General features: G+C 72.3%; 18 protein-coding genes. 8 read left to right on the top strand and 10 right to left on the bottom strand.

Annotation, left to right across the window (positions count from 1 at the left end):
• Positions 1-157 precede the first annotated feature (157 nt).
• The 5 genes from ABZ877_RS37625 to ABZ877_RS37605 all read left to right on the top strand — a co-directional run bounded on the left by ABZ877_RS37625 (position 158) and on the right by ABZ877_RS37605 (position 6,128).
• On the top strand, positions 158-2,044 hold the full coding sequence (locus ABZ877_RS37625) for an ABC transporter substrate-binding protein (protein ID WP_361080757.1): 1,887 nt from the start codon (positions 158-160) through the stop codon (positions 2,042-2,044).
• 64 nt (positions 2,045-2,108) lie between these two features.
• Positions 2,109-3,197 carry an ABC transporter permease gene (locus tag ABZ877_RS37620; protein WP_361080755.1) on the top strand — a complete coding sequence of 363 codons (1,089 nt, stop codon included), beginning with the start codon at positions 2,109-2,111 and terminating at the stop codon, positions 3,195-3,197.
• A complete protein-coding gene (locus ABZ877_RS37615; RefSeq protein WP_361080753.1) occupies positions 3,194-4,117 on the top strand; it encodes an ABC transporter permease in 924 nt (307 codons plus the stop codon). The genes ABZ877_RS37620 and ABZ877_RS37615 overlap by 4 nt, the downstream gene beginning before the upstream one ends.
• Positions 4,114-5,118 (top strand): ABC transporter ATP-binding protein, encoded by a 1,005-nt coding sequence (locus tag ABZ877_RS37610; RefSeq protein ID WP_361080751.1) that lies wholly within the window; start codon positions 4,114-4,116, stop codon positions 5,116-5,118. The genes ABZ877_RS37615 and ABZ877_RS37610 overlap by 4 nt, the downstream gene beginning before the upstream one ends.
• Positions 5,115-6,128 carry an ABC transporter ATP-binding protein gene (locus ABZ877_RS37605; RefSeq protein WP_361080749.1) on the top strand — a complete coding sequence of 338 codons (1,014 nt, stop codon included), beginning with the start codon at positions 5,115-5,117 and terminating at the stop codon, positions 6,126-6,128. Before ABZ877_RS37610 ends, ABZ877_RS37605 begins: the two co-directional genes overlap by 4 nt.
• Before the next feature lie 284 nt (positions 6,129-6,412).
• Here ABZ877_RS37605 and ABZ877_RS37600 read toward each other — a convergent pair whose 3' ends face one another.
• The 10 genes from ABZ877_RS37600 to rimP form a co-directional block, all read right to left on the bottom strand.
• Positions 6,413-6,901, bottom strand: coding sequence for a carboxymuconolactone decarboxylase family protein (locus tag ABZ877_RS37600; protein WP_361080747.1), 489 nt, complete (start codon positions 6,899-6,901; stop codon positions 6,413-6,415).
• A 99-nt stretch (positions 6,902-7,000) separates the two neighbouring features.
• The gene (locus tag ABZ877_RS37595; protein ID WP_361080745.1) at positions 7,001-7,951 is read right to left on the bottom strand and encodes a bifunctional riboflavin kinase/FAD synthetase; all 951 of its coding nucleotides are present in this window, start codon (positions 7,949-7,951) and stop codon (positions 7,001-7,003) included.
• A gap of 169 nt (positions 7,952-8,120) precedes the next feature.
• A complete protein-coding gene (locus ABZ877_RS37590; protein ID WP_361080743.1) occupies positions 8,121-10,781 on the bottom strand; it encodes a serine protease in 2,661 nt (886 codons plus the stop codon).
• A gap of 260 nt (positions 10,782-11,041) precedes the next feature.
• The gene (truB, locus tag ABZ877_RS37585) at positions 11,042-11,947 is read right to left on the bottom strand and encodes a tRNA pseudouridine(55) synthase TruB (RefSeq protein WP_361080741.1); all 906 of its coding nucleotides are present in this window, start codon (positions 11,945-11,947) and stop codon (positions 11,042-11,044) included.
• A 2-nt stretch (positions 11,948-11,949) separates the two neighbouring features.
• Positions 11,950-12,411 (bottom strand): 30S ribosome-binding factor RbfA, encoded by a 462-nt coding sequence (rbfA, locus tag ABZ877_RS37580; protein ID WP_361080739.1) that lies wholly within the window; start codon positions 12,409-12,411, stop codon positions 11,950-11,952.
• Positions 12,412-12,448: 37 nt separating this feature from the next.
• Entirely contained in the window at positions 12,449-12,742 is a 294-nt protein-coding gene (locus ABZ877_RS37575; protein ID WP_037626190.1) for a DUF503 domain-containing protein, read from the bottom strand.
• A gap of 158 nt (positions 12,743-12,900) precedes the next feature.
• Positions 12,901-15,987 (bottom strand): translation initiation factor IF-2, encoded by a 3,087-nt coding sequence (gene infB / locus ABZ877_RS37570; protein WP_361080737.1) that lies wholly within the window; start codon positions 15,985-15,987, stop codon positions 12,901-12,903.
• Positions 15,988-16,133: 146 nt separating this feature from the next.
• Positions 16,134-16,412 (bottom strand): YlxR family protein, encoded by a 279-nt coding sequence (locus tag ABZ877_RS37565; protein ID WP_361080735.1) that lies wholly within the window; start codon positions 16,410-16,412, stop codon positions 16,134-16,136.
• 129 nt (positions 16,413-16,541) lie between these two features.
• On the bottom strand, positions 16,542-17,528 hold the full coding sequence (gene nusA / locus ABZ877_RS37560; protein ID WP_361080733.1) for a transcription termination factor NusA: 987 nt from the start codon (positions 17,526-17,528) through the stop codon (positions 16,542-16,544).
• Positions 17,529-17,530: 2 nt separating this feature from the next.
• Positions 17,531-18,040 carry a ribosome maturation factor RimP gene (gene rimP / locus ABZ877_RS37555; protein ID WP_361080731.1) on the bottom strand — a complete coding sequence of 170 codons (510 nt, stop codon included), beginning with the start codon at positions 18,038-18,040 and terminating at the stop codon, positions 17,531-17,533.
• A gap of 185 nt (positions 18,041-18,225) precedes the next feature.
• Here rimP and ABZ877_RS37550 point away from each other — a divergent pair, with 185 nt between their 5' ends.
• From ABZ877_RS37550 to ABZ877_RS37540, 3 genes are read left to right on the top strand one after another with little or no spacing between them, the layout of a single operon-like run.
• Positions 18,226-18,720 carry a hypothetical protein gene (locus tag ABZ877_RS37550; protein ID WP_361080729.1) on the top strand — a complete coding sequence of 165 codons (495 nt, stop codon included), beginning with the start codon at positions 18,226-18,228 and terminating at the stop codon, positions 18,718-18,720.
• Between the two features lie 17 nt (positions 18,721-18,737).
• Entirely contained in the window at positions 18,738-19,214 is a 477-nt protein-coding gene (locus tag ABZ877_RS37545; RefSeq protein ID WP_361080727.1) for a ferritin-like domain-containing protein, read from the top strand.
• A 54-nt stretch (positions 19,215-19,268) separates the two neighbouring features.
• The gene (locus ABZ877_RS37540; protein ID WP_361080725.1) at positions 19,269-20,171 is read left to right on the top strand and encodes an aminoglycoside phosphotransferase family protein; all 903 of its coding nucleotides are present in this window, start codon (positions 19,269-19,271) and stop codon (positions 20,169-20,171) included.
• Positions 20,172-20,319: the final 148 nt, after the last annotated feature.

The raw sequence follows: 20,319 nt of genomic DNA, 5'->3' as shown, positions 1-20,319 counted from the left end.
GTCTCGACCAATGGGCGTGAAATCCTGGTCAACTCGTTATTTCCGCAGGCCACATGGGGTTCACCGGCCGTTGACGTGCGTCAACCGCCGCTGATAAACCAGCACTTCATTCCACCCGAGAACCGGCAGTGCGAGCGATGCGTGAGGTCCGTGACCGATGGATACACAGGCTCAGCCAGACACGTACGACAGAACGGCCCGTCCCGTCCGCCGCGGCGTCCGGGTGCTTCTCGCGGCCGGAGCCGCCGCGTTCACCCTGACCGCGGGCCTGGCAACGCCGCTCAACCCGGCGCCGCAGCAGGCCGAGGCGAAGGCCGACGGCGGCAAGAAGACCCTCACCGTGGCGCTCGCGCAGAGCGTGGACTCGCTGAGCCCGTTCCTGGCCCAGCGCCTGGTCAGCACCAGCATCCACCGCCTGATGTACGAGTACCTGACGAACTACGACCCGAAGGACAACCACGTCATTCCGGGGTTCGCCACCAAGTGGGAATCCTCGCCCGACAAGTTGACGTGGACGTACACCATTCGGTCGAATTCGACGTGGTCGGACGGTGAGAAGGCCACGGCCAAGGACGCGGCCTTCACGTTCAACAAGATGATGACCGACGACGGAGCGGCGACGGCCAACGGCTCGTTCGTCAGCAACTTCAAGAAGGTCACCGCGCCCAGCGACACCAAGCTCGTCGTCGAGCTGAAGAAGCCGCAGGCGACCATGACGGCGCTCGACGTCCCGATCGTGCCGGAGCACATCTGGAAGGACGTCAAGGACTACTCGAAGTTCAACAACGACGAGAAGTTCCCCATCGTCGGCAACGGCCCGTTCGTGCTGACCGAGTACAAGACCGACCAGTACGTGAAGCTGAGGATCAACAAGGACTTCTGGCGGAAGTCGAAGACACCGCAGTTCGACGAGCTGGTCTTCAAGACGTACAAGGACCAGGACGCGGCGGTCGCGGCGCTGCGCAAGGGCGAGGTCTCCTTCGTCGCCGGCTCGCCCGCCCTGACGCCCGCGCAGGCGGCGTCCCTCAAGGGCGAGAAGAACATCAAGGTCAACGAGGGTCCGGGCCGCCGCTTCTACGCGATCGCGGTCAACCCCGGGTGGCAGACCAAGGACGGCAAGAAGTTCGGCGACGGCAACAAGGCGCTGCTCGACAAGAAGGTGCGCCAGGCGCTGTTCCGCGCGGTCGACACCAAGACCATCGTCGACAAGGTCTTCCAGGGCCACGCCGTGCAGGGCGCCGGATACATCCCGCCGCGCTTCAAGGAGTACTTCTGGCAGCCCTCGCAGAGCCAGACGCTGTCCTACGACGCCGGTGCCGCGGGCAAGACGCTCGACGACGCGGGCTACCCGCTCAAGGACGGCAAGCGGATCGGCAAGGACGGCAAGCCGATCAACCTGCGGATGCTGTGCCACGCCACCGACCCGAACGACAAGGCGGTCGGCAAGTACCTGAAGGAGTGGTGGGGCAAGATCGGCGTCGGCCTCAAGCTCAACTGCCTCGACGACGTCTCCGTGCCCTGGTACGCGGGCGAGTACGACCTCGCCTTCGACGGCTGGTCCGTCAACCCGGACCCCGACTTCGTCCTCGGCATCCACACCTGCGCCGCGCTGCCCACCAAGGCCCGCGAGACGGCGGCCACCGACAACGGCATCTGCGACAAGACGTACGACGGCCTCTACAACAAGCAGCTCGCCGAGTACGACCCCGCCAAACGCGCCGGTTACGTCAAGCAGATGGAGTCGTGGCTGTACGACTCCGGGTACATGAATGTCATGGCGTACCCGAACGCCGTCGAGGCGTACCGCACGGACCAGATCAAGTCCATCCAGACGATGCCGACCGCGGCCGGGAACATCTACGGCCAGGACGGCTACTGGAGCTGGTGGTCGGCGGAGCCCGCGTCGGCGTCGAGCGGCGACTCGGACTCGTCCGGTTCCTCCACCGGTGTCGTGATCGGGATCGTGATCGCCGCGCTCGTCGTCATCGGCGGCGGCGTCTTCTTCGCCATGCGGCGGAGGACCACGGCGGACGACCGCGAGTAGGGGCGCTCCGAGCGCTCCGCACGCCGGTCATCACCCGCACGAGTTACGAGAGTTCGCATGCCCCATGACATCTGACAGCACTCCCGCGCTCGTGCGGTCCGCGGACGCGCCCGACGGCGCTCCGGCCTCCCCGGCCGGGGCCACGTCGGGCGCCCACGGCCCCCGGGCCCGCAACACCAAGGCGTATCTCACCTACGCGGCGGCGAAGATCGCGGGCGCGATCGTCTCGCTCTTCGCCGTCCTCGTCACGAGCTTCTTCCTCTTCCGTCTCATCCCGAGCGACCCGGTCAAGCAGATGACCGGCGGCAAGCGCGTCTCCGAGCAGCAGTTGGAGAACCTGCGCCACCAGTTCGGCCTCGACCAGCCGATGTGGAAGCAGTTCACGTCGTACATCGGGGACGCGCTCACCGGGGACTTCGGCACCTCGTACCAGTTCCACACGCCGGTCATCGACAAGATCACCGACGCGCTCCCGGCGACACTGCTGCTCACCGGCACGGCGTACGTGCTCTACTCGCTGCTCGGCATCTGGTTGGGCACGCGCACGGCGTGGCGCAACGGCTCGCGCAGCGACCGCTTCAACACGGCGTTCGCGCTGACCCTGTACTCGGTCCCGTCGTTCTGGCTGGGCCTGCTCCTGATCATCGTCTTCTCGGTGGGCATCGGGCCGATCCCCGGCATGTTCCCGACCGGCGGTCTCGAATCGGGCGGCGAGACCGGGTTCGCGTACGTCATCGACGTCGCGCACCATCTGATCCTGCCGGTGATCACGCTGGTCGCGGTCGGGTACGCGCAGACGCTCCTCGTCATGCGGTCCTCGCTCCTCGACGAGATGGGCAGCGACTATCTGACGACCGCGCGGGCGAAGGGCCTGCGGGACGACGTCGTGCGGCGCAAGCACGCGGTGCCGAACGCGATGCTGCCCACGTTCACGCTGATGTTCGTGAATCTCGGCCATGTCGTCGCCGGGCAGATCCTCGTCGAGACGGTCTTCTCCTGGCCGGGCCTCGGCGGGCTGTTCTACTCGGCCCTTTCCGTGCCCGACCTGCCGCTCGTACAGGGCCTGTTCTTCGTCTTCGCGACCGCGGTGATCCTCGCGAACACCCTCGCCGACATCCTCTATCCGCTGCTCGACCCGAGGGTGGGCCGATGACGACCGAGACCACGCCCGTGACCGGGACGGGCAACCCGCGGGCGCTCGCACGGGCCCGCAAGCGCCAGTCCCTGGCCCGCTTCTGGCGCTCGTACCGCACGCACCGCAGCGGCCTGTGGGGGCTCGGGCTGCTGATCCTGATCGCGCTCGTCGCCGTGTTCGCGCCCGTCCTGGTCGGATCGGACGCGCAGAGCGTGACGGACGCGCCCGGCGGCCCGCTCGAAGGGCCCAGCGGTGAATTCCCGCTCGGCACCGACCAGTTCGGCCGCAGCGTGCTCGCGCTCCTGGTGTACGGGGCCCGGGTCTCGCTCACCGTCGGTCTGCTCGCCGCGTTCCTGTGCGTGGCGATCGGCACGGTCATCGGGATCGTCGCGGGCCACTTCCGCGGCTGGTACGCGACCGTGCTCATGCGGATCACGGACTGGTTCCTGGTGATGCCGACCCTGGTCCTCGCCATCGCACTCGCCACGGTCATGGACCGCTCCATGTGGACGGTGATCATCGCGATCGGCGTGACGACGTGGCCGACGACGGCCCGGCTCGTGCGCGCCCAGACGCTGGCCGTGGAGTCCCGCCCGTACATCGAGCGCTCCCGCGCGCTCGGCGGCGGCCACGGGCACATCATGACCCGGCACGTGCTGCCGAACGTGATGCCGCTCGTGCTCGCCCAGACCACCATGATCATCTCGTCGGCGATCCTCACGGAGGCGACCCTCGCGTTCCTCGGCCTGTCCGACCCGACGATCACGTCCTGGGGCGGCATGTTGCAGGACGCGCGCGAGGCGGGCGCGGTCAGCGCGGGCGACTGGTGGTACCTGGCGCCGCCCGGCATCGCCATTGCCGTCGTGGCCCTCGCCTTCACCCTGTGCGGGCGCGCCATCGAGTCCGTCCTCAACCCGAAGCTGGGGGCCCGGTCATGACGCTGCTCCAGGTGAAGGACCTGACGGTGACGTACGCGGGCGGGGCGCAGGCCGTGCGCGGCGTGGACCTGTCCGTCGAGGCGGGCAGCAAGCTCGGCATCGCGGGCGAGTCGGGCTGCGGCAAGTCCACGCTGGCCCTCGCGCTGCTGCGGCTCCTGCCCGCCGGGACCAAGGTCACCGGCGAGATCCTGCTCAACGGCGAAGACATCCTGACGATGAAGTGGGGGCGGGTCCGCGCGGTCCGCTGGGCCGGGGCCTCCATCGTCTTCCAGGGCGCCATGCACTCGCTCAACGCCGTCCACCGCATCGGCGACCAGATCGCCGAGCCGATCCTGCTGCACAAGAAGGCGACACAGGCGGGCGCCAAGAAGAAGGTCGCCGAGCTGCTCGAACACGTAGGGCTTCCGGCGGCGCGGGCGGACGCGTACCCGCACGAGCTGTCCGGCGGGCAGCGGCAGCGCGTGATGATCGCGATGGCGCTCGCCTGCGAACCGGAGCTGATCATCGCGGACGAGCCGACGACCGCCCTGGACGTGATGATCCAGGCCCAGATCCTGCGGCTCATCGAGCAGTTGGTGGCCGAGCAGGAGGTCGGCCTCATCATGATCAGCCACGACCTGGCGGTCCTCTCCGACACGTGTGACCGGCTCGCCGTCATGTACGCGGGCCGCGTCGTCGAGGAGGGCCCGGCCGCCCAGGTCTACGAGAACGCGCTGCACCCGTACGGCAACGCCCTCTCGGCGGCGTTCCCGACCATCGGCGACCCGGCGTCCCGGTTCGCGCCGCGCGGGCTTCCCGGTGATCCGCCGGACCCGTCGGCGCTGCCGTCCGGGTGCACGTTCCATCCGCGCTGCCCCCGGGCGATCGACGTGTGCGCCGTGGAGGACCAGCCGTTGCGGGACGCGGGGGCCGGGCGGCGGGCGGCGTGTGTGCACGTCGCCGGTGCGGTGGGGACAGCGGGCGAGACGAGCGCGGACGAGGCGAGGAGCACCACGGCATGACCGGGAACGTCGGTACGGAGACCCGGACCCTGTTGTCCGCGGAGCAGTTGCGGGTGACGTTCCCCGGGCGGCGCGGCGGCGCCGAGGCGCGGGCCGTCGACGGCGTCGACCTCGACATCGCGCCCGGCGAGATCGTCGCCCTCGTCGGTGAGTCCGGCTGCGGCAAGACGAGCCTCGCGCGCACGCTGCTCGGCCTTGAGCGGCCCACGGCGGGGCGGGTCACATTCGCCGGTGAACCGCTGAACTACGCGTCCCGCGCGCTGAAGGCGTACCGCAAGCGGGTGCAGTTGGTGTTGCAGGACCCGAGCGGGTCGCTCAATCCCCGGCACACGGTGTACGACGCGGTGGCGGAGGGTCTGCGGATCCACGGGTACGGGGGCGACGAGCGCGAGGCCGTCGCCGGGGCGCTGGCCCGGGCCGGGCTCCGGCCGCCCGAGCGGTTCTTCCTGCGCTACCCGCACGAGCTGTCCGGCGGGCAGCGGCAGCGGGTCGTCATCGCGGGGGCGCTCGTCCTGGAGCCCGAACTCATCGTGGCCGACGAGCCGGTCGCTTCGCTGGACGCGTCCGTACGGGGCGAGATCCTGGCGCTCCTTCTGCGGCTCCGCGATGAGCTGGGGCTTTCCGCGCTGGTCGTCACGCACGATCTGGGGCTCGCCTGGAACATCGCGGACCGGGTGGCGGTGATGTATCTCGGGCGGATCGTCGAGACGGGGGCGGTGGAGGAGGTGCTGACCTCGCCCCAGCATCCCTATACGCAGGCCCTGTTGTCGGTGTTGCCGGAGGCGCCGGGTGAGCCGGTCGTCCTGACCGGGGAGCCGCCGGATCCGTCGCGGATTCCGGGTGGGTGCCGGTTCCATGTGCGGTGCCAGGTGCTGGCGAGCGGGGAGGCGGAACGGGTTGGCGTCGCCGATTCCTGCCGGTCCGTGGATCTGCCCGTGTTGTCGGGTGGGGGTGGGGCGCAGGTGGCGTGTCATTGGGCTCGAGTGCGGGGGGCGGAGGGGGCGGCGTAGGTTCTGCCCCTTGCGGTCGTGTGGCGATCACCGGTCGCATGTGGCTGGTCGCGCAGTTCCCCGCGCCCCTGAGCGTCTGCCCCCTGCGCGTCGCCTTCGAGCGCGGGCTCGTCGTGGTTGCTCGCGCAGTTCCCCGCGCCCCTGAGCGTCTGCCCCCTGCGTGCGCTACCTCCAGGGGCGCGGGGGGGGGGAGGCTGCGCGGAGCGCATGCCTTCAGGGGCGCGGGGAACTGCGCGATCAGCCCCCACCGGGCCGCAGACGGAGACGAACGGCTACGACCTCGCTCAGCTCTCGTGGAACGCCGCCGCCTGGCCGACCTCGTAAGCGCCCCCCGGCTGCTGGACGATCACGTTCAGGCGGTTGAACGCGTTGATCGCGGCGATCAGCGAGACCAGCGCCCCGAGCTGATCCTCGTCATAGTGCTTCGCCGCGTTCGCCCAGGCCTCGTCCGTGACCCCACCCGCGCCGTCGGCGAGCCGGGTGCCCTGCTCGGTCACCTCAAGAGCGGCGCGCTCCGCCTCGGTGAAGACCGTGGCCTCGCGCCAGGCCGCGATCAGGTTGAGCCGCAGCGGGGTCTCCCCGGCGGCCGCGGCCTCCTTGGTGTGCATGTCGAGACAGCCCGAGCAGCCGTTGATCTGGCTGGCGCGGATCTTCACCAGCTCCTGGGTCGCGGCGGGAAGGCTCGATTCCGTGAGCGTCATGCTCGCGCCGACGAGACGCTTGACGAACGCGGTGGCCGACGGGCTGGCGAACATGTTGAGACGCGCTTCCATGACGGGCTCCCTGTGCTGGGGTGAGTGGTGCTGCCTTCACCGACCAGACGGGACGGGCGGGCCCGTTCGTGACATGGTTCCGGGTGATCCGGGTGTGAGCTACGCCTCATACCCTTCGATGAGCTCGCGCGAGCGCTTCACGTCGTTCGCGATGGCCTCGATGAGCTCTTCGAGGGAGTCGAACTTCGCCATGCCGCGTACGTAGGCGAGGAAGTCGACGGCGACGTGCAGGCCGTACAGGTCGAGCCCGGTGCGGTCGATGGCGTACGCCTCGACGGTGCGCTCGGCACCGTCGAACTGGGGGTTGGTGCCGACGGAGATCGCGGCGGGCATCGCCTCCCCGTTGACGTGCAGCCATCCGGCGTAGACGCCGTCCGCGGGGATCGCGGTGTGGGGCAGGGTCTCGACGTTGGCGGTGGGGAAGCCGAGTTCGCGGCCGCGCTGCGCGCCGCGGACGACGATGCCCTCGACGCGGTGCGGGCGGCCGAGGATCTCGCGGGCCCCCTCGACGTCGCCCTCGGCGACGAGGCGCCGGGTCAGCGTCGAGGAGAACGGCTGACCGCCGCCCGCGGCGCCGCTCACGTACAGGTCGACGACCTCGACCTCGAAGTCATACGTACCACCCTGCTCGGCCAGGAAGTCGACCGTGCCGGCGGCCTTGTGGCCGAAGCGGAAGTTGGGGCCTTCGACGACCACGCGCGCGTGCAGCTTGTCGACGAGGACCTTCGCCACGAACTCGGCGGGCGACAGCTTCGAGAACTCGGTGGTGAAGGGGAGGATCAGCACGGCGTCGACGCCGAGCTCGGCCATCAGCTCGGCGCGCCGGTGGTGGGGCGCGAGCAGCGGGGGGTGCGAGCCGGGGCGCACGACCTCGCTCGGGTGCGGGTCGAAGGTGACGACGACCGCGGGAAGGCCCAGCTCACGGGCGCGCTCCACGGCCCGCCCGATGATGAGCTGGTGCCCGCGGTGCACCCCGTCGTAGGAGCCGATGGTGACGACGCTGCGCCCCCAGTCCTGGGGGATGTCCGCCAAGCCACGCCAGCGCTGCACGGTGATTGCTCCTCGCGAAACTGTGTACGACGAATCCGTCCCTGCGGCCTCGGCGGTCCCGGCTCTCCGCCCGTCCCGTACCGATTACGCAGGTCTAAGAGTGCCATGCCGCGTGTCCGGCTCCCTCATCGGGCGGGGCAGGAGGGCCTGGTGGTGCGCCGGGAGCGCGTCAGGGGTGACGCGCCGCCGACGCGGGTACCTGCCGCTCCCCCGCGATCTCCCGCAGCGCCTGCTCCAGACGTGCGGACCGGGTCCGCGGGTCGCGGACGAGCAGGGCGAGCGCGGCGCTGTGCAGAGCAGCGTCGGAGGGGTTGGCCAGGACGTCGAGCGCGGCGCGGCGCAGGAGGGCCCGGTCGTCCTCGGCCGTGACGCGGGCGGCTGCCCGCAGCCCGTACGTCATCGCCGCCACGTGGCGTTCGGGGCGTGCGTCGTGCGCCCAGCGGTCGACGGCCCGGCACAGAGCGGAGGGCTCCTCGTCGGCGAGGCTGGTGAGGAGTTCCCCGGCGCGGGGGTGGGCGCGTTCGACCAGGGTGTCGAGGAGGTCGTCGACGGCTGTGTGCCGGTGTGTGTGCAGCAGCGCCTGCGCCGCCGTCGCCACGGTGGCGTCGGGCAGGGCGGGCAGCGGCCGCTCGTCGTCGAACCAGCGGACGAGGTGGCGCCGGGCCCGGTCCGGTGCGGTCGCGAGGAGCCCGGCGACCGTGTCGAGGTACCGGCCGCCCGGTTCCGGGCCGTCGTGCACGACGAGGCGCCGCAGCAGCTCGAAGCGGACGTCGTCGTCGACCGGCAGCGCGTCCCAGAACCAGGGTCCGAACGCGCCGCGGTCGGCCAGCTCCTCCAGGACGGGCAGGAAGGCCCCCGTCTCCCGGACGCGCGGCAGGACCGCGCCGAGGAGGTGCGCGGCCCACCAGTGGGCCTCGGTGGCGGCCCCGCCCGGCTCGACCCAGGCGCACAACTCCCCGAGCCTGCGCGCCAGTTCTCCCGCGCCCTCCTGCCGCTCCACGAGCAGCAGCGCCCGTACGACAGGGCCCGCCCTGTGGCGCGGCACCGGCACCGATCCGTCGCCGCGCCGCCGGAACACGAGCGCGTCGAGGGCGGCGTCCACGTCCAGGTGCATGCCTTGCAGCCAGTCGGCCATCTCCTCGTGGGCGAAGCGGTAGCCGCCGCCCGCGGGGACCAGGACACCTTCGGTGAGGACGGCCGGCGCCCAGCCGGTCGCCCCGTCCCGCGCACCCCACGGGAACAGCTCCTCGAACGCCGCGCGGTCCAGCTCGCCCTGTCCGGGGCCGAGGCTGCGCCGCGCCGCCTCGTGCAGTTGCCCGGAGACCCGGGCGGCCAGGCGGCGCACCCCGGTCCCGCGCACGGGGCCGCCCGCGGCGAGCCGTACCGCGACGCGCAGGCACATCAGGTCGAGGTAGGCCGCGAACACCTCGTCGCGGTCCGGGCGCCCGGCCACTTCTCCGGGCAGCGCCGCCCGTACCTCGGCGAGCAGCCGCAGGGCGAGCGGGTGCCCCGCGTCCTCGGGCGGGAGCGCGTCCTCGGGGACGCCGAGCCGTTCGCGGGCCAGCCGCGCCTGTGCGGGCGCCAGGTCGCCGAGGTGTACGCAGGCGGGCAGTCGCCCCGCGCGCCCGTGCAGCACGTCGGCGCCGAACAGCGGCCCGGCCTGTTCCCAGTACTCCGCGCGGCAGGCGATGACGAGCCGTACGCCCGTCTCCGCCAGCCGGTCCTGGGTCCGGCGGGACCATGCGGCGAGCCGGTGCGCGAGGACGGGCGGCATCTCCTCGGGCCCGTCGAGCAACAGCACGAGCGGCCGCCCCGCGGTGCGGGCGGCTTCGGCGACGCGCCCGAGGGTGAGCTCCCCCAGCGCGCCGGGCGCCGCCCCCATGGACGCGGCGACGATCCGGCCGGCCCGCTCCAGCGCGCGGCCCACGGCGTCGTCCACCGAGGTGTCGGCGCCGTCCAGGTCGGCGCCGCGCAGCCACAGGGTCGGCGCGGCGCTCGCGCCCCCGGCCCGCCGTGCGGCGAACGCCGCCAGCTCCGTCGTCCGCCCGGAGCCGGGGTCGCCGACGAGCGCGAGGACGCGGGCGCCGCCCGCCATGAACTCCGCCAGCTCCCGTGCGACGTCCGGCCGCTCGACCGGGTCGACGGGGGCGGGCCCCGGCCCGTCGCTGCCGACCGAGACCGCCGTCAGCTGCAGTACCCCGGCCAGATTGAGCGCGGCGCCGTACGCGGGGACCGTGGCGTCGGCGTGGGCCAGGAACTCGGCGAGCCTCGGTTCCACGGCGGCGGCCGCGCGCAGCGGCACCGCAAGACCGGCCGACGGGTGGCCGGGGTCGGCGGCGGTGGCGAGGACGGCGACGACCGCGCCGGTCGCGGCGTCGAGGACGGGCCCGCCCGCGGCACCGCCGCCGGGGCGCAGCGCGTCGGCCCCGGCGGTCCCGACGGCCAGCTCCATCACGCCGCGCAGCAGGTGGCGGCGGCCGGCGCCGGTGTACGCGGCGTCGACGTGACCGAGGATCCGCGCCTCGCGCCAGCCGCCCGCGGGGATGCGTAGATACGTCCCGGGGCCGCCGCACGGGCCCGCCGCGACGGGCAGCGGCGCCACGCCGAGCCCTTCGGTGCGCACCAGCGCCAGGCCGACGGCGGGCAGCGGAACGACGGACGCCGGGTCCGCCGCCCACACGGCGCCGTCCGGCGCGTGCACCACCACGCCTCCGACCCCGGCCACCGCCTCATGGCTGGTGACGACGGTCCCGCTGTCGTCCGCGACGAACCCCGCCCCGCGGGGCCGCCCGGCCGGGTCACAGATCCGTACCAGAGGCGGATCCACCATGCCGCGCCCCTCCTGCCGCTTCCCGTTACGCCCCGTATGTCCCGACGGTAGGCGTGCGGTGATCCATCGGACAGGACGCGGAGCGAACGCGCCCCCTTGCACTCCCCCGAATCACTCCGAGCGCCTGCTCGAAGGGGTGAACCGAGGGGCGCGGCGGATGGACCCTAGGAAAGGGGAGCAAGGGGGAACGTGGAGCGGCGGCCGCCCGGGGAACGGGCAACCGCCGCTCCACCGAACAGCTCAGTTACGAAGGGCGGCGCTCAGCCGAACACGGCGAGGCTCTTGGCCTTGCCCTTCACCTCTTCGACGAGGGCGAGCAAGCGTCCGGCCGGGTCGAACACGCCGACCGGGCCCCGGCCCGCGTACTCCTCGGGCATGTCCAGACGCACCCCGTTGAGCAGCAGCTTCGCGCGGCGCTCGTCGACGTCCCAGCGGGGGAACGCGGCAGCGGCGGCGTCCGCCACCGGCAGCACGGACAGCTCCTGCTGGTGCTGGTCGAGGGTGTGCGCCGCATCGAGCTTGTACGGGCCCACGCGCGTGCGGCGCAGCGCGGTCAGGTGCCCGCCGACGCCGAGGCCGGCGCCCAGGTCGCGGGCGAGCGCCCGGATGTAGGTGCCGGAGGAGCAGACCACGGAGACGACCAGGTCGAGCACGGGCGTGCCGTCCTCGGCGACCGCGTCCCGGATGTCGTAGACCGTGAACGACGAGACCGTGACCGGGCGCGCCGGGATCTCGAACTCCTCGCCCTCACGGGCCCGCTTGTAGCTGCGGACACCGTTGATCTTGATGGCGCTGACCTTCGACGGCACCTGCATGATGGCGCCGGTCAGCTTGGCGACGCCCGCGTCGATCGCCTCGCGCCGCACACCGGAGGCGTCGGTGGACGAGGTGATCTCGCCCTCGGCGTCGTCGGTGAGGGTGGACTGGCCCAGACGGATGGTGCCGAGGTACTCCTTCTCGGTCAGCGCGAGGTGGCCGAGGAGCTTGGTGGCGCGCTCGACGCCGAGCACGAGCACGCCCGTCGCCATCGGGTCGAGGGTGCCCGCGTGGCCGACGCGGCGGGTCTTCGCGATCCCGCGCATCTTGGCCACGACGTCGTGCGAAGTGAAGCCCGACGGCTTGTCGACGATGACAAGGCCGTCGGGCGGAGGGGTGCGGTCGGACATGCTCAGGCGTCGCCGTCCGTGTCGTCCTCGTCGGGGGCGTCGGCCTCCGGCTTGCGGTACGGGTCGGCGCCGCCCGCGAAGGTGGCGCCCGCGGAGGTCTCGCGCACCTTCTCGTCCGACTGCCGCGCCCGGTCGAGGAGGTCCTCGATCGTCTTGGCGTTGTCCGGGAGGGCGTCCGCGACGAAGGTGAGGCTCGGGGTGAACTTTACGCCCGCCGCCGCGCCGACCGCGGACCGCAGGACGCCCTTGGCGCTCTCCAGGCCCGCCGCCGCCTCGGCGCGCTCCTCGTCGTCCCCGTAGACCGTGTAGAAGACGGTCGCCTCCCGCAGGTCACCCGTGACGCGGGTGTCCGTGATGGTGACGTGGGAGCCGAGCCGCGGGTCCTTGATCCCACGCTGCAGCTTCTGCGCCACCACCTCTCGGATGAGGTCCGCCAGCCTCTTGGCGCGCGCGTTGTCGGCCACTGGTCCGTCTCCTTAGTAACTGTTCTCGCTTGTTGCTTCAGTCTTCGTCGCTGTGGAGCCTGCGTCGAACCGAGAGCAGTTCCACCTCGGGCCGTCCGGCGACCAGCCGCTCGCAGCGGTCCAGCACGTCGGAGAGGTGTCCCGTGTCCCCGGAGACCACCGCGAGCCCGATCTCGGCCCGGCGGTGGAGGTCCTGGTTCCCCGTCTCCGCCGCACTCACCGCGTACTTGCGCTGGAGTTCGGCCACGATCGGGCGGACCAGGGAGCGTTTCTCCTTCAGCGAGTGGACGTCGCCGAGGAGCAGGTCGAAGGACAGAGTCCCCACATACATGTGTGTCCGGATGTCCCGCCGGTTCGGGTTCGTATGGACGCGACTGACGCGGCGCCCGATACAGGAACGGTACACGCAACGGCCGGGGCCGATCGACGGAAAATAGCTCCGCCGACCGGCCCCGGACCTGCTGCCGCGTGGATCCGATCCGCTGGGGATCAGGCGCGCGGCTTCTCGCGCATCTCGTACGTCGCGATGACGTCGTCGACCTTGATGTCGTTGAAGTTGCCGAGGTTGATACCGCCCTCGAACCCTTCGCGGATCTCGGTGACGTCGTCCTTGAAGCGACGCAGACCGGAGATGTTGAGGTTCTCCGCGATGACCTTGCCATCGCGCAGGAGGCGCGCCTTGGTGTTGCGCCTGACCTCGCCGGACCGGACGAGCACACCGGCGATGTTGCCCAGCTTGGACGACTTGAAGACCTCGCGGATCTCCGCCGTGCCGAGCTCGACCTCCTCGTACTCCGGCTTGAGCATGCCCTTGAGGGCCGCCTCGATCTCCTCGATGGCCTGGTAGATCACCGAGTAGTACCGGACGTCGACGCCCTCGCGCTCCGCCATCTGCTGCGCACGGCCGGCTGCCCGGACGTTGAAGCCGATGACGATGGCGTCGGAGCCCGTCGCCAGGTTGATGTCGGACTCGGTGACCGCACCCACACCGCGGTGCAGGACGCGGATGTCGACCTCGTCGCCGACGTCGAGCTGGAGCAGCGAGGACTCGAGAGCCTCCACCGAACCGGACGCGTCGCCCTTGATGATGAGGTTGAGCTCCTGCACCAGGCCGGCCTTGAGCGCCTCGTCCAGGTTCTCCAGGGAGAACCGGATGCCGCGGCGCGCGAAGTTGGCGTTGCGCTCGCGGGCGGCGCGCTTCTCGGCGATCTGACGGGCCGTACGGTCCTCGTCGACCACCAGGAAGTTGTCGCCGGCGCCCGGGACGTTGGTGAGACCGAGCACGAGGACGGGGGTCGAGGGACCCGCCTCCTCCACGTTCTCGCCCTTGTCGTCGAGCATGGCGCGGACGCGACCGTAGGCGTCGCCCACCACCATCGTGTCGCCGACGCGCAGCGTGCCTCGCTGGACGAGGACGGTCGCCACGGCGCCGCGGCCACGGTCGAGGTGGGACTCGATCGCGATGCCCTGCGCGTCCTGCTCCGGGTTGGCCCGCAGGTCGAGCGAGGCGTCCGCGGTCAGGACCACGGCCTCGAGCAGCTCGTCGATGTTCAGCCCCTGCTTCGCGGAGATGTCGACGAACATGGTGTCGCCGCCGTACTCCTCCGCCACCAGGCCGTACTCGGTGAGCTGACCGCGCACCTTGGTCGGGTCGGCGCCCTCGACGTCGATCTTGTTGACCGCGACGACGATCGGCACCTCGGCGGCCTTGGCGTGGTTGAGCGCCTCGATCGTCTGGGGCATGACCCCGTCGTTGGCCGCGACCACGAGGATCGCAATGTCCGTCGACTTCGCACCACGCGCACGCATGGCGGTGAACGCCTCGTGACCCGGGGTGTCGATGAAGGTGATCCTGCGCTCTTCGTCGTTCACCTCGGTCGCGATCTGGTACGCGCCGATGTGCTGGGTGATGCCGCCGGCCTCGCCCGCGATGACGTTCGTCTTGCGGATGGTGTCGAGGAGGCGGGTCTTTCCGTGGTCGACGTGGCCCATGACGGTCACGACCGGCGGACGGGAGACGAGCATGTCCTCGCCGCCCTCGTCCTCGCCGAACTCGATGTCGAAGGACTCGAGCAGCTCGCGGTCCTCCTCCTCCGGGCTGACGACCTCGAGGACGTAGTTCATCTCGCCCGCGAGCAGCTGGAGGGTCTCGTCGGAGACGGACTGCGTGGCAGTGACCATCTCGCCGAGGTTCATCATCACGGCGACGAGCGACGCCGGGTTGGCGCCGATCTTCTCCGCGAAGTCGGTGAGGGACGCACCGCGCGACAGGCGGACGGTCTGTCCGTTGCCGCGAGGCAGCATGACGCCGCCGACCGACGGGGCCTGCATGGCCTCGTACTCCTGGCGCCTCTGCCGCTTCGACTTGCGGCCACGACGGGCGGGCCCGCCGGGACGGCCGAACGCACCCTGCGTGCCACCACGGCCACCCGGACCACCGGGACGTCCGCCGAAGCCGGGACGGCCACCGCCGCCACCGGGACGGCCGGCGAAGCCGCCGCCACCGCCACCGGGACCGCCGGGACGGCCCGCGAAGCCGCCACCGCCGCCGCCACCGGGACGACCGGCGAAGCCGCCGCCACCGGGACGACCGCCGCCGCCACCCGGACGACCGCCGCCACCCGGACCACGGCCACCAGGACCGGGACGCGGGCCCGCGGCAGGACGCTGCGGCATCATGCCCGGGTTCGGACGGTTGCCGGCGGGGCCGCCGCCGGGACGCGGACCGGCCGCGCCGCCCTGCGGACGGGGCATGCTGCCGGGCGTCGGACGGGGACCGCCCTGACCGCCCTGCGGACGGGGACCGCCCTGGCCGCCGCCCTGCGGGCGCGGGCCGCCGGGGGCACCCTGGCCACCGGGGCGCGGCGCGCCGCCCGGACGGGGCGCCTGCGGGCGCGCCATGCCGGTGGAGCCGCCGGACGTGAAGGGGTTGTTGCCCGGACGCGGGCCCGCGGGACGGGCACCACCGGGACGGGGCGCACCCTGACCACCGGGGCGCGGGGCGCCCTGACGGTCGCCGCCACCGCGGTTGTCACGGCCCTGGCCGCCCTGGCCCTGGCCGGGCGCCGGACGGGCGCCGGGCTTGGGGGCACCGGGACGGGCGCCGGGACGCGGGCCGCTGGGCGCCGGGGCCGACGAAGCGGCCGGGGCGGCGGGCGGTGCCGTGAACTCGGGCGCGGACGGCGCCGGCGAAGCGGGCTTGGGGGCCGGCTTCGGACCGGGCGTCGGGCGCGGACCCGGCGTTCCCGGAGTCGCGGCCGGGGCTGCCGGAGCGGCCGGGGCCTGCTCGGCGGCGGCCGGCTTCGGGGCCGGCGGGCGCGGCGCGGCAGGCTTCGCGGCCTGCGCGGGAGAGGGGGTGGGACGCGGCGCCGCGGGCTTCGCGGGCGCGCCCTTCTTCGCGGCGGGCTTGCCGCCGTTGCCCTGCTGGAGGGCGTCAGTCAATTTGCGTACTACCGGCGCCTCGATCGTCGAGGACGCAGAACGTACGAATTCACCGAGTTCTTGGAGCTTGGCCATGACGACCTTGCTCTCAACGCCGAACTCCTTGGCGAGCTCGTATACCCGGACCTTAGCCACTTCGCTCCTTTTAGGTCCGGGTTCCGCCGGACCGTCGCTACTTCATGGGCGTACTCATCGCGTGCTCATCGAGTGCTCATCGCAATCTCGACCTACTTCCAACTCGCGGGGTACCAGGGCCGCACGGGGGTTCCGCGCGGCGCTTCTTACGGTGTCGCCTGCTCGATCCGGTGGCGGAGCGCCTCCGTGTCGAACGGTCCAGGAGCCTTATAAGCCCGCTGGAACGCCCGGCGGCGGACCGCCAGGTCGAGACAGACCAGGGCGGGGTGCACATAGGCACCCCGGCCGGGCAGCGTACCGCGATCATCGGGGACGCACCGGCCCTCGATCACCACGATCCGCAGCAGATCGCTCTTGGCCGCTCGCTCCCGGCATCCCACACAGGTTCGCTCAGGGCATGCGCGGGCATGCGTCCGGCCAGACACGCTTAAGTCTACCTCCCCGTACCGACCTCACCCCTTTCGGGGCAAGAATCGAACGGCTGTTTCTTGTCACAAGCGACGTCACCGCTGACGTCACATGCTGTCGTGGTTCAAGCGCGGAGCGCCAGAACTTTATTCCCCGCCCTGCTCGGTGTCGGGCCGGATGTCGATGCGCCAGCCGGTGAGCCGCGCCGCGAGACGGGCGTTCTGCCCCTCCTTGCCGATGGCGAGGGAGAGCTGGTAGTCGGGGACTGTCACGCGCGCGGAGCGGGCCTGGAGGTCGACGATCTCGACCTTGGAGACGCGGGCCGGGGAGAGCGCGTTGGCGACCATCTCCGCCGGGTCGTCCGACCAGTCGACGATGTCGATCTTCTCGCCGTTCAGCTCGCCCATCACATTGCGCACACGGCCGCCCATCGGGCCGATGCAGGCGCCCTTGGCGTTGAGCCCGCTGCGGGTCGAACGCACGGCGATCTTCGTACGGTGACCGGCCTCACGCGCGATGGCCGAGATCTCGACGGACCCGTCGGCGATCTCCGGCACCTCCAGGGCGAACAGCTTCTTCACCAGGCTGGGGTGCGTGCGCGACAGGGTCACGGACGGGCCGCGCACCCCCTTCGCGACGCGGACGACGTAACTGCGCAGGCGCATGCCGTGCGGGTACTCCTCGCCCGGCACCTGCTCCTGCACCGGCAGGATCGCCTCCAGCTTGCCGATGTCGACGAGCACGTTCTTCGGGTCGCGGCCCTGCTGGACCACGCCCATCACGATGTCGCCCTCGCGGCCCGCGTACTCGCCGAGCGTCGCGTCGTCCTGCGCGTCGCGCAGACGCTGGAGGATGACCTGCTTGGCGGTGGTGGCGGCGATGCGGCCGAAGTCGGACGGGGTGTCGTCGAACTCCTTGGGCTCCTGGCCCTCTTCGAGGTCCGCCGGGTCCTCCGTCGCCCAGACCGTCACGTGGCCGCTCTCACGGTCCAGCTTCACGCGCGCGCGGCGGTAGCTGCCGTCGGTGCGGTGGTAGGCGATGAGGAGGGCCGACTCGATCGCCTCGACCAGCAGATCGAAGGAGATCTCCTTCTCCCGGACCAGACCCCGCAGGGCACTCATGTCGATGTCCACGGCTACGCCTCCTCTGCTTCTGATGCGTCGTTCTTGTTCTTGCGGTTGAACTCGACCTGGACCCGCGCCTTGGCGATGTCACTGAAGGCGAGCCGTCGGGCGGTGGCCTTGCGGCCCTTCACGCCCGGTACTTCGAGGTCGAGGCCGTCGTCGTCGACCTCGAGGATGCGTGCGACCAGCTCGGAGTCGTCGCTGAGCTGGAACTTCACGAGGCGGTCCGTCGCGCGGACGTAGTGGCGGTGCTCGGTGAGGGCGCGCTCGGCGCCCGGCGTCCCGACCTCGAGCTCGTACTCGCCGTCGCCCATGGCGTCCGTCTCGTCGAGCTTCGCCGAGAGCGCGCGGCTCACATCGGCGACCTTGTCGAGATCGGCTCCCTCGTCGGAGTCGACGACCACGCGCAGCACCCGCTTGCGTCCTACCGAGGCGATCTCGATCTCTTCGAGGTCGAGCCCCTGTGAGCTGACGAGCGGTTCCAGTAGTTCCCGCAGCCTCTCGTTCTGGGTGGTGCTCATCCGGGTGACTCCTCGGCCGCGTGTGCTGTTGTGGGGTGTCCGCATTCCATGCGCGTCAGGTCAAAGGGTATCCGGTCCAGGGGGGTGTTGCGGTCCACCGGCCGGGAGGCGGCGGTACGGTGATCACCGGCCGCGCCGTCCCGGTCGTGCCGAAACCGCCGCCAGTCTGCCGAGGACGACCGCCCGTGCCGCTCACCGCCCAGGCCCCACGGGGGCCACGCCGCAGGACCCTGCTCACCTCGCTGGCCGGGACCGCGCTCCTGGCCGGCTGTTCGAGCGGCGGCGACGACGGCGCCCGGGGCGCGCCCTCCGCCGCGCAGGAGAAGCGGGTCCGGGCGCGGGCGGCCCGCGAGAGCGCCGATCTGCTCGGCCAGTACGACCAGGCGCTCGCCGCCCACCCCTCCCTCGCGGCGCGGCTCTCCCCGCTGCGCGCGGAGGTCGAACGCCACGTCCAGGCGTTCGGCGGCGCGGCGAAGCCCAAGGCGCTCAAGCCCACCGCCACCACTCCCCCGGTCCCCGAGAAGGACGTGCTCAAGGCGCTGGCGGCGGCTGAGCGGGCGCTGTCGGACCGGCGGATGACGGCCCTCGCCGACCCGGACACACCGGCCGAACAGGCGCGGCTGCTCGCCTCGGTGGCGGCGGCCGGGGCCGGGCACGCGTACCTGCTGACAGAAGGCTGACGGGAAGGCTTACGGGGATGAGCGACAAGGAAAGCGACGAAGGACTGCTCGCGGCGGTGCAGGCGGCCCTGCGCGCCGAACACGCGGCGGTCTACGGCTACGGGGTCGTCGGCGGCCGGGCCGGCGAGGACCGGCGCGCGGAGGCGAGGGCCGCGTACGACGCGCACCGCGCACGCCGGGACGAGCTGCGGCGCACCGTACGGGACCTGGGCGCGACGCCGGCGGAGTCCGCGGGCGCGTACGCGCTGCCGTTCCCGGTGCCGGACCAGGCGTCGGCGGCGCGGCTCGCCGCCGACATGGAGGACAAGGTCGCCGGGGCGTACGCCGACCTCGTCCGCGCGGCGAGCGGCGAGCGGCGCAGGGCCGCGGCGGACGCGCTGCGCGAGGCGGCGGTCCGCGCGGTGCGCTGGCGCGGCGGGAGCGTAGCCTTCCCTGGGCTCGCCGAACGGGCCGCGGTGCCCTCCGCGTCCGCCACGGCGGCGCCCCGTACGTAAGCGGCCGCTGTGGTTCAGCGGCCGGGCAGTTGGTGTGGAAGGGATCTCTCGCGCATGGCTTTCGAACCTCCGCAGCGGCTGGTGAACGCGCTCGGCGAGGTGCGCGACGACGGGGCGACGGCCTGGCTCGGCCGGGTCGGGGCCCTGCTCGCCGAGGCGGCGGCCCGGCGTGAGGTGACCGTCGAGCGGGTGCACCTGCCCGGCGGGCGCAGCAGTCTGGTCGCCCAGGTCCGTACGGCGGACGGCTCGCCCGCGGTACTGAAGCTGGCCCCGGAGCGGTTCCGCCCCGAGGCGGAGCGCGCGGCGCTCACCCAGTGGGACGGGTTCGGCGCGGTGCGCCTGCTCGACCCCGGGACCGGCGACGGGGCGCTGCTCCTGGAGCGGCTGCACCCCGAGGTCTCGGTGCGGACGCTGCCGGAGGCGAAGGCGCTCCTGGAGGCGGCGGGCACACTGCGCCGCCTGTGGACGGAGCCGCCCGCCGGGCGCAACTGCGAGACGGTGCCCGAGCGCACCGGCCGCCAGGCGACGGCGATGCGGGCGGGCGTGGCCGCGTTCCCCGAGGTCGCGCCGCTCGTGGAGGCGGCTCTGGAGGCCCGCGCGACGCTGGTGGAGGACCCGCCCGAGGTGCGGCTCCTGCACGGCACGTTCCGGCAGTCCAAAGTGCTGTCCGGCGAGCGGATGCCATGGCTGGCCGTCGGCCCCGACCCGGTCGTGGGCGAGTGCGCCTTCGACCTGGCGCGGCTGGTGCGCGACCGCGTGGAGGACCTGATCGGCTCGCCGTCGGGGCCCGCGATCACGCGCCGCCGGGTGAAGCGCCTCGCCGAGTCCCTGGATGTGGACCAGGAGCGGCTGCGCGGCTGGACGCTGTTCCGGGCGGTGGAGTCCGGGGTGCGGGCGCTGCGGGTGGGCCGTGAGCGGGACGGGGAGAACCTGCTGGAGTTCGCGGGCTGGCTCTGAGGAGCCTGGTGACAGGGAAGCGGGGGGGGGCGGGGGGGGGGGGGGGGGGGGGGGGGGGTTGGGGGTGGGGGGGTTGTTGTTGGTGGGCTGCACAGGACAACCTCCGAGCGGACGCCCCCGAGAGGCGCGGCGGGGGGTGAACACCACC

This window comes from Streptomyces sp. NPDC046939, from assembly GCF_040644575.1.
GTDB lineage: Bacteria > Actinomycetota > Actinomycetes > Streptomycetales > Streptomycetaceae > Streptomyces.
Note: the sequence above shows the minus strand (reverse complement) of the source record. Positions and strands in the feature narration are given on the sequence as shown.

Excerpts from the sequence above, each read along its gene's own strand:
- ABZ877_RS37625 (WP_361080757.1), top strand. The coding sequence starts at position 158 with ATGGATACACAGGCTCAGCCAGACACGTACGACAGAACGGCCCGTCCC.
- ABZ877_RS37620 (WP_361080755.1), top strand. The coding sequence starts at position 2,109 with ATGACATCTGACAGCACTCCCGCGCTCGTGCGGTCCGCGGACGCGCCC.
- ABZ877_RS37615 (WP_361080753.1), top strand. The coding sequence starts at position 3,194 with ATGACGACCGAGACCACGCCCGTGACCGGGACGGGCAACCCGCGGGCG.
- ABZ877_RS37610 (WP_361080751.1), top strand. The coding sequence starts at position 4,114 with ATGACGCTGCTCCAGGTGAAGGACCTGACGGTGACGTACGCGGGCGGG.
- ABZ877_RS37605 (WP_361080749.1), top strand. The coding sequence starts at position 5,115 with ATGACCGGGAACGTCGGTACGGAGACCCGGACCCTGTTGTCCGCGGAG.
- ABZ877_RS37600 (WP_361080747.1), bottom strand. The coding sequence starts at position 6,901 with ATGGAAGCGCGTCTCAACATGTTCGCCAGCCCGTCGGCCACCGCGTTC.
- ABZ877_RS37590 (WP_361080743.1), bottom strand. The coding sequence starts at position 10,781 with ATGGTGGATCCGCCTCTGGTACGGATCTGTGACCCGGCCGGGCGGCCC.
- truB (WP_361080741.1), bottom strand. The coding sequence starts at position 11,947 with ATGTCCGACCGCACCCCTCCGCCCGACGGCCTTGTCATCGTCGACAAG.
- ABZ877_RS37575 (WP_037626190.1), bottom strand. The coding sequence starts at position 12,742 with ATGTATGTGGGGACTCTGTCCTTCGACCTGCTCCTCGGCGACGTCCAC.
- rimP (WP_361080731.1), bottom strand. The coding sequence starts at position 18,040 with ATGAGCACCACCCAGAACGAGAGGCTGCGGGAACTACTGGAACCGCTC.
- ABZ877_RS37545 (WP_361080727.1), top strand. The coding sequence starts at position 18,738 with ATGAGCGACAAGGAAAGCGACGAAGGACTGCTCGCGGCGGTGCAGGCG.
- ABZ877_RS37540 (WP_361080725.1), top strand. The coding sequence starts at position 19,269 with ATGGCTTTCGAACCTCCGCAGCGGCTGGTGAACGCGCTCGGCGAGGTG.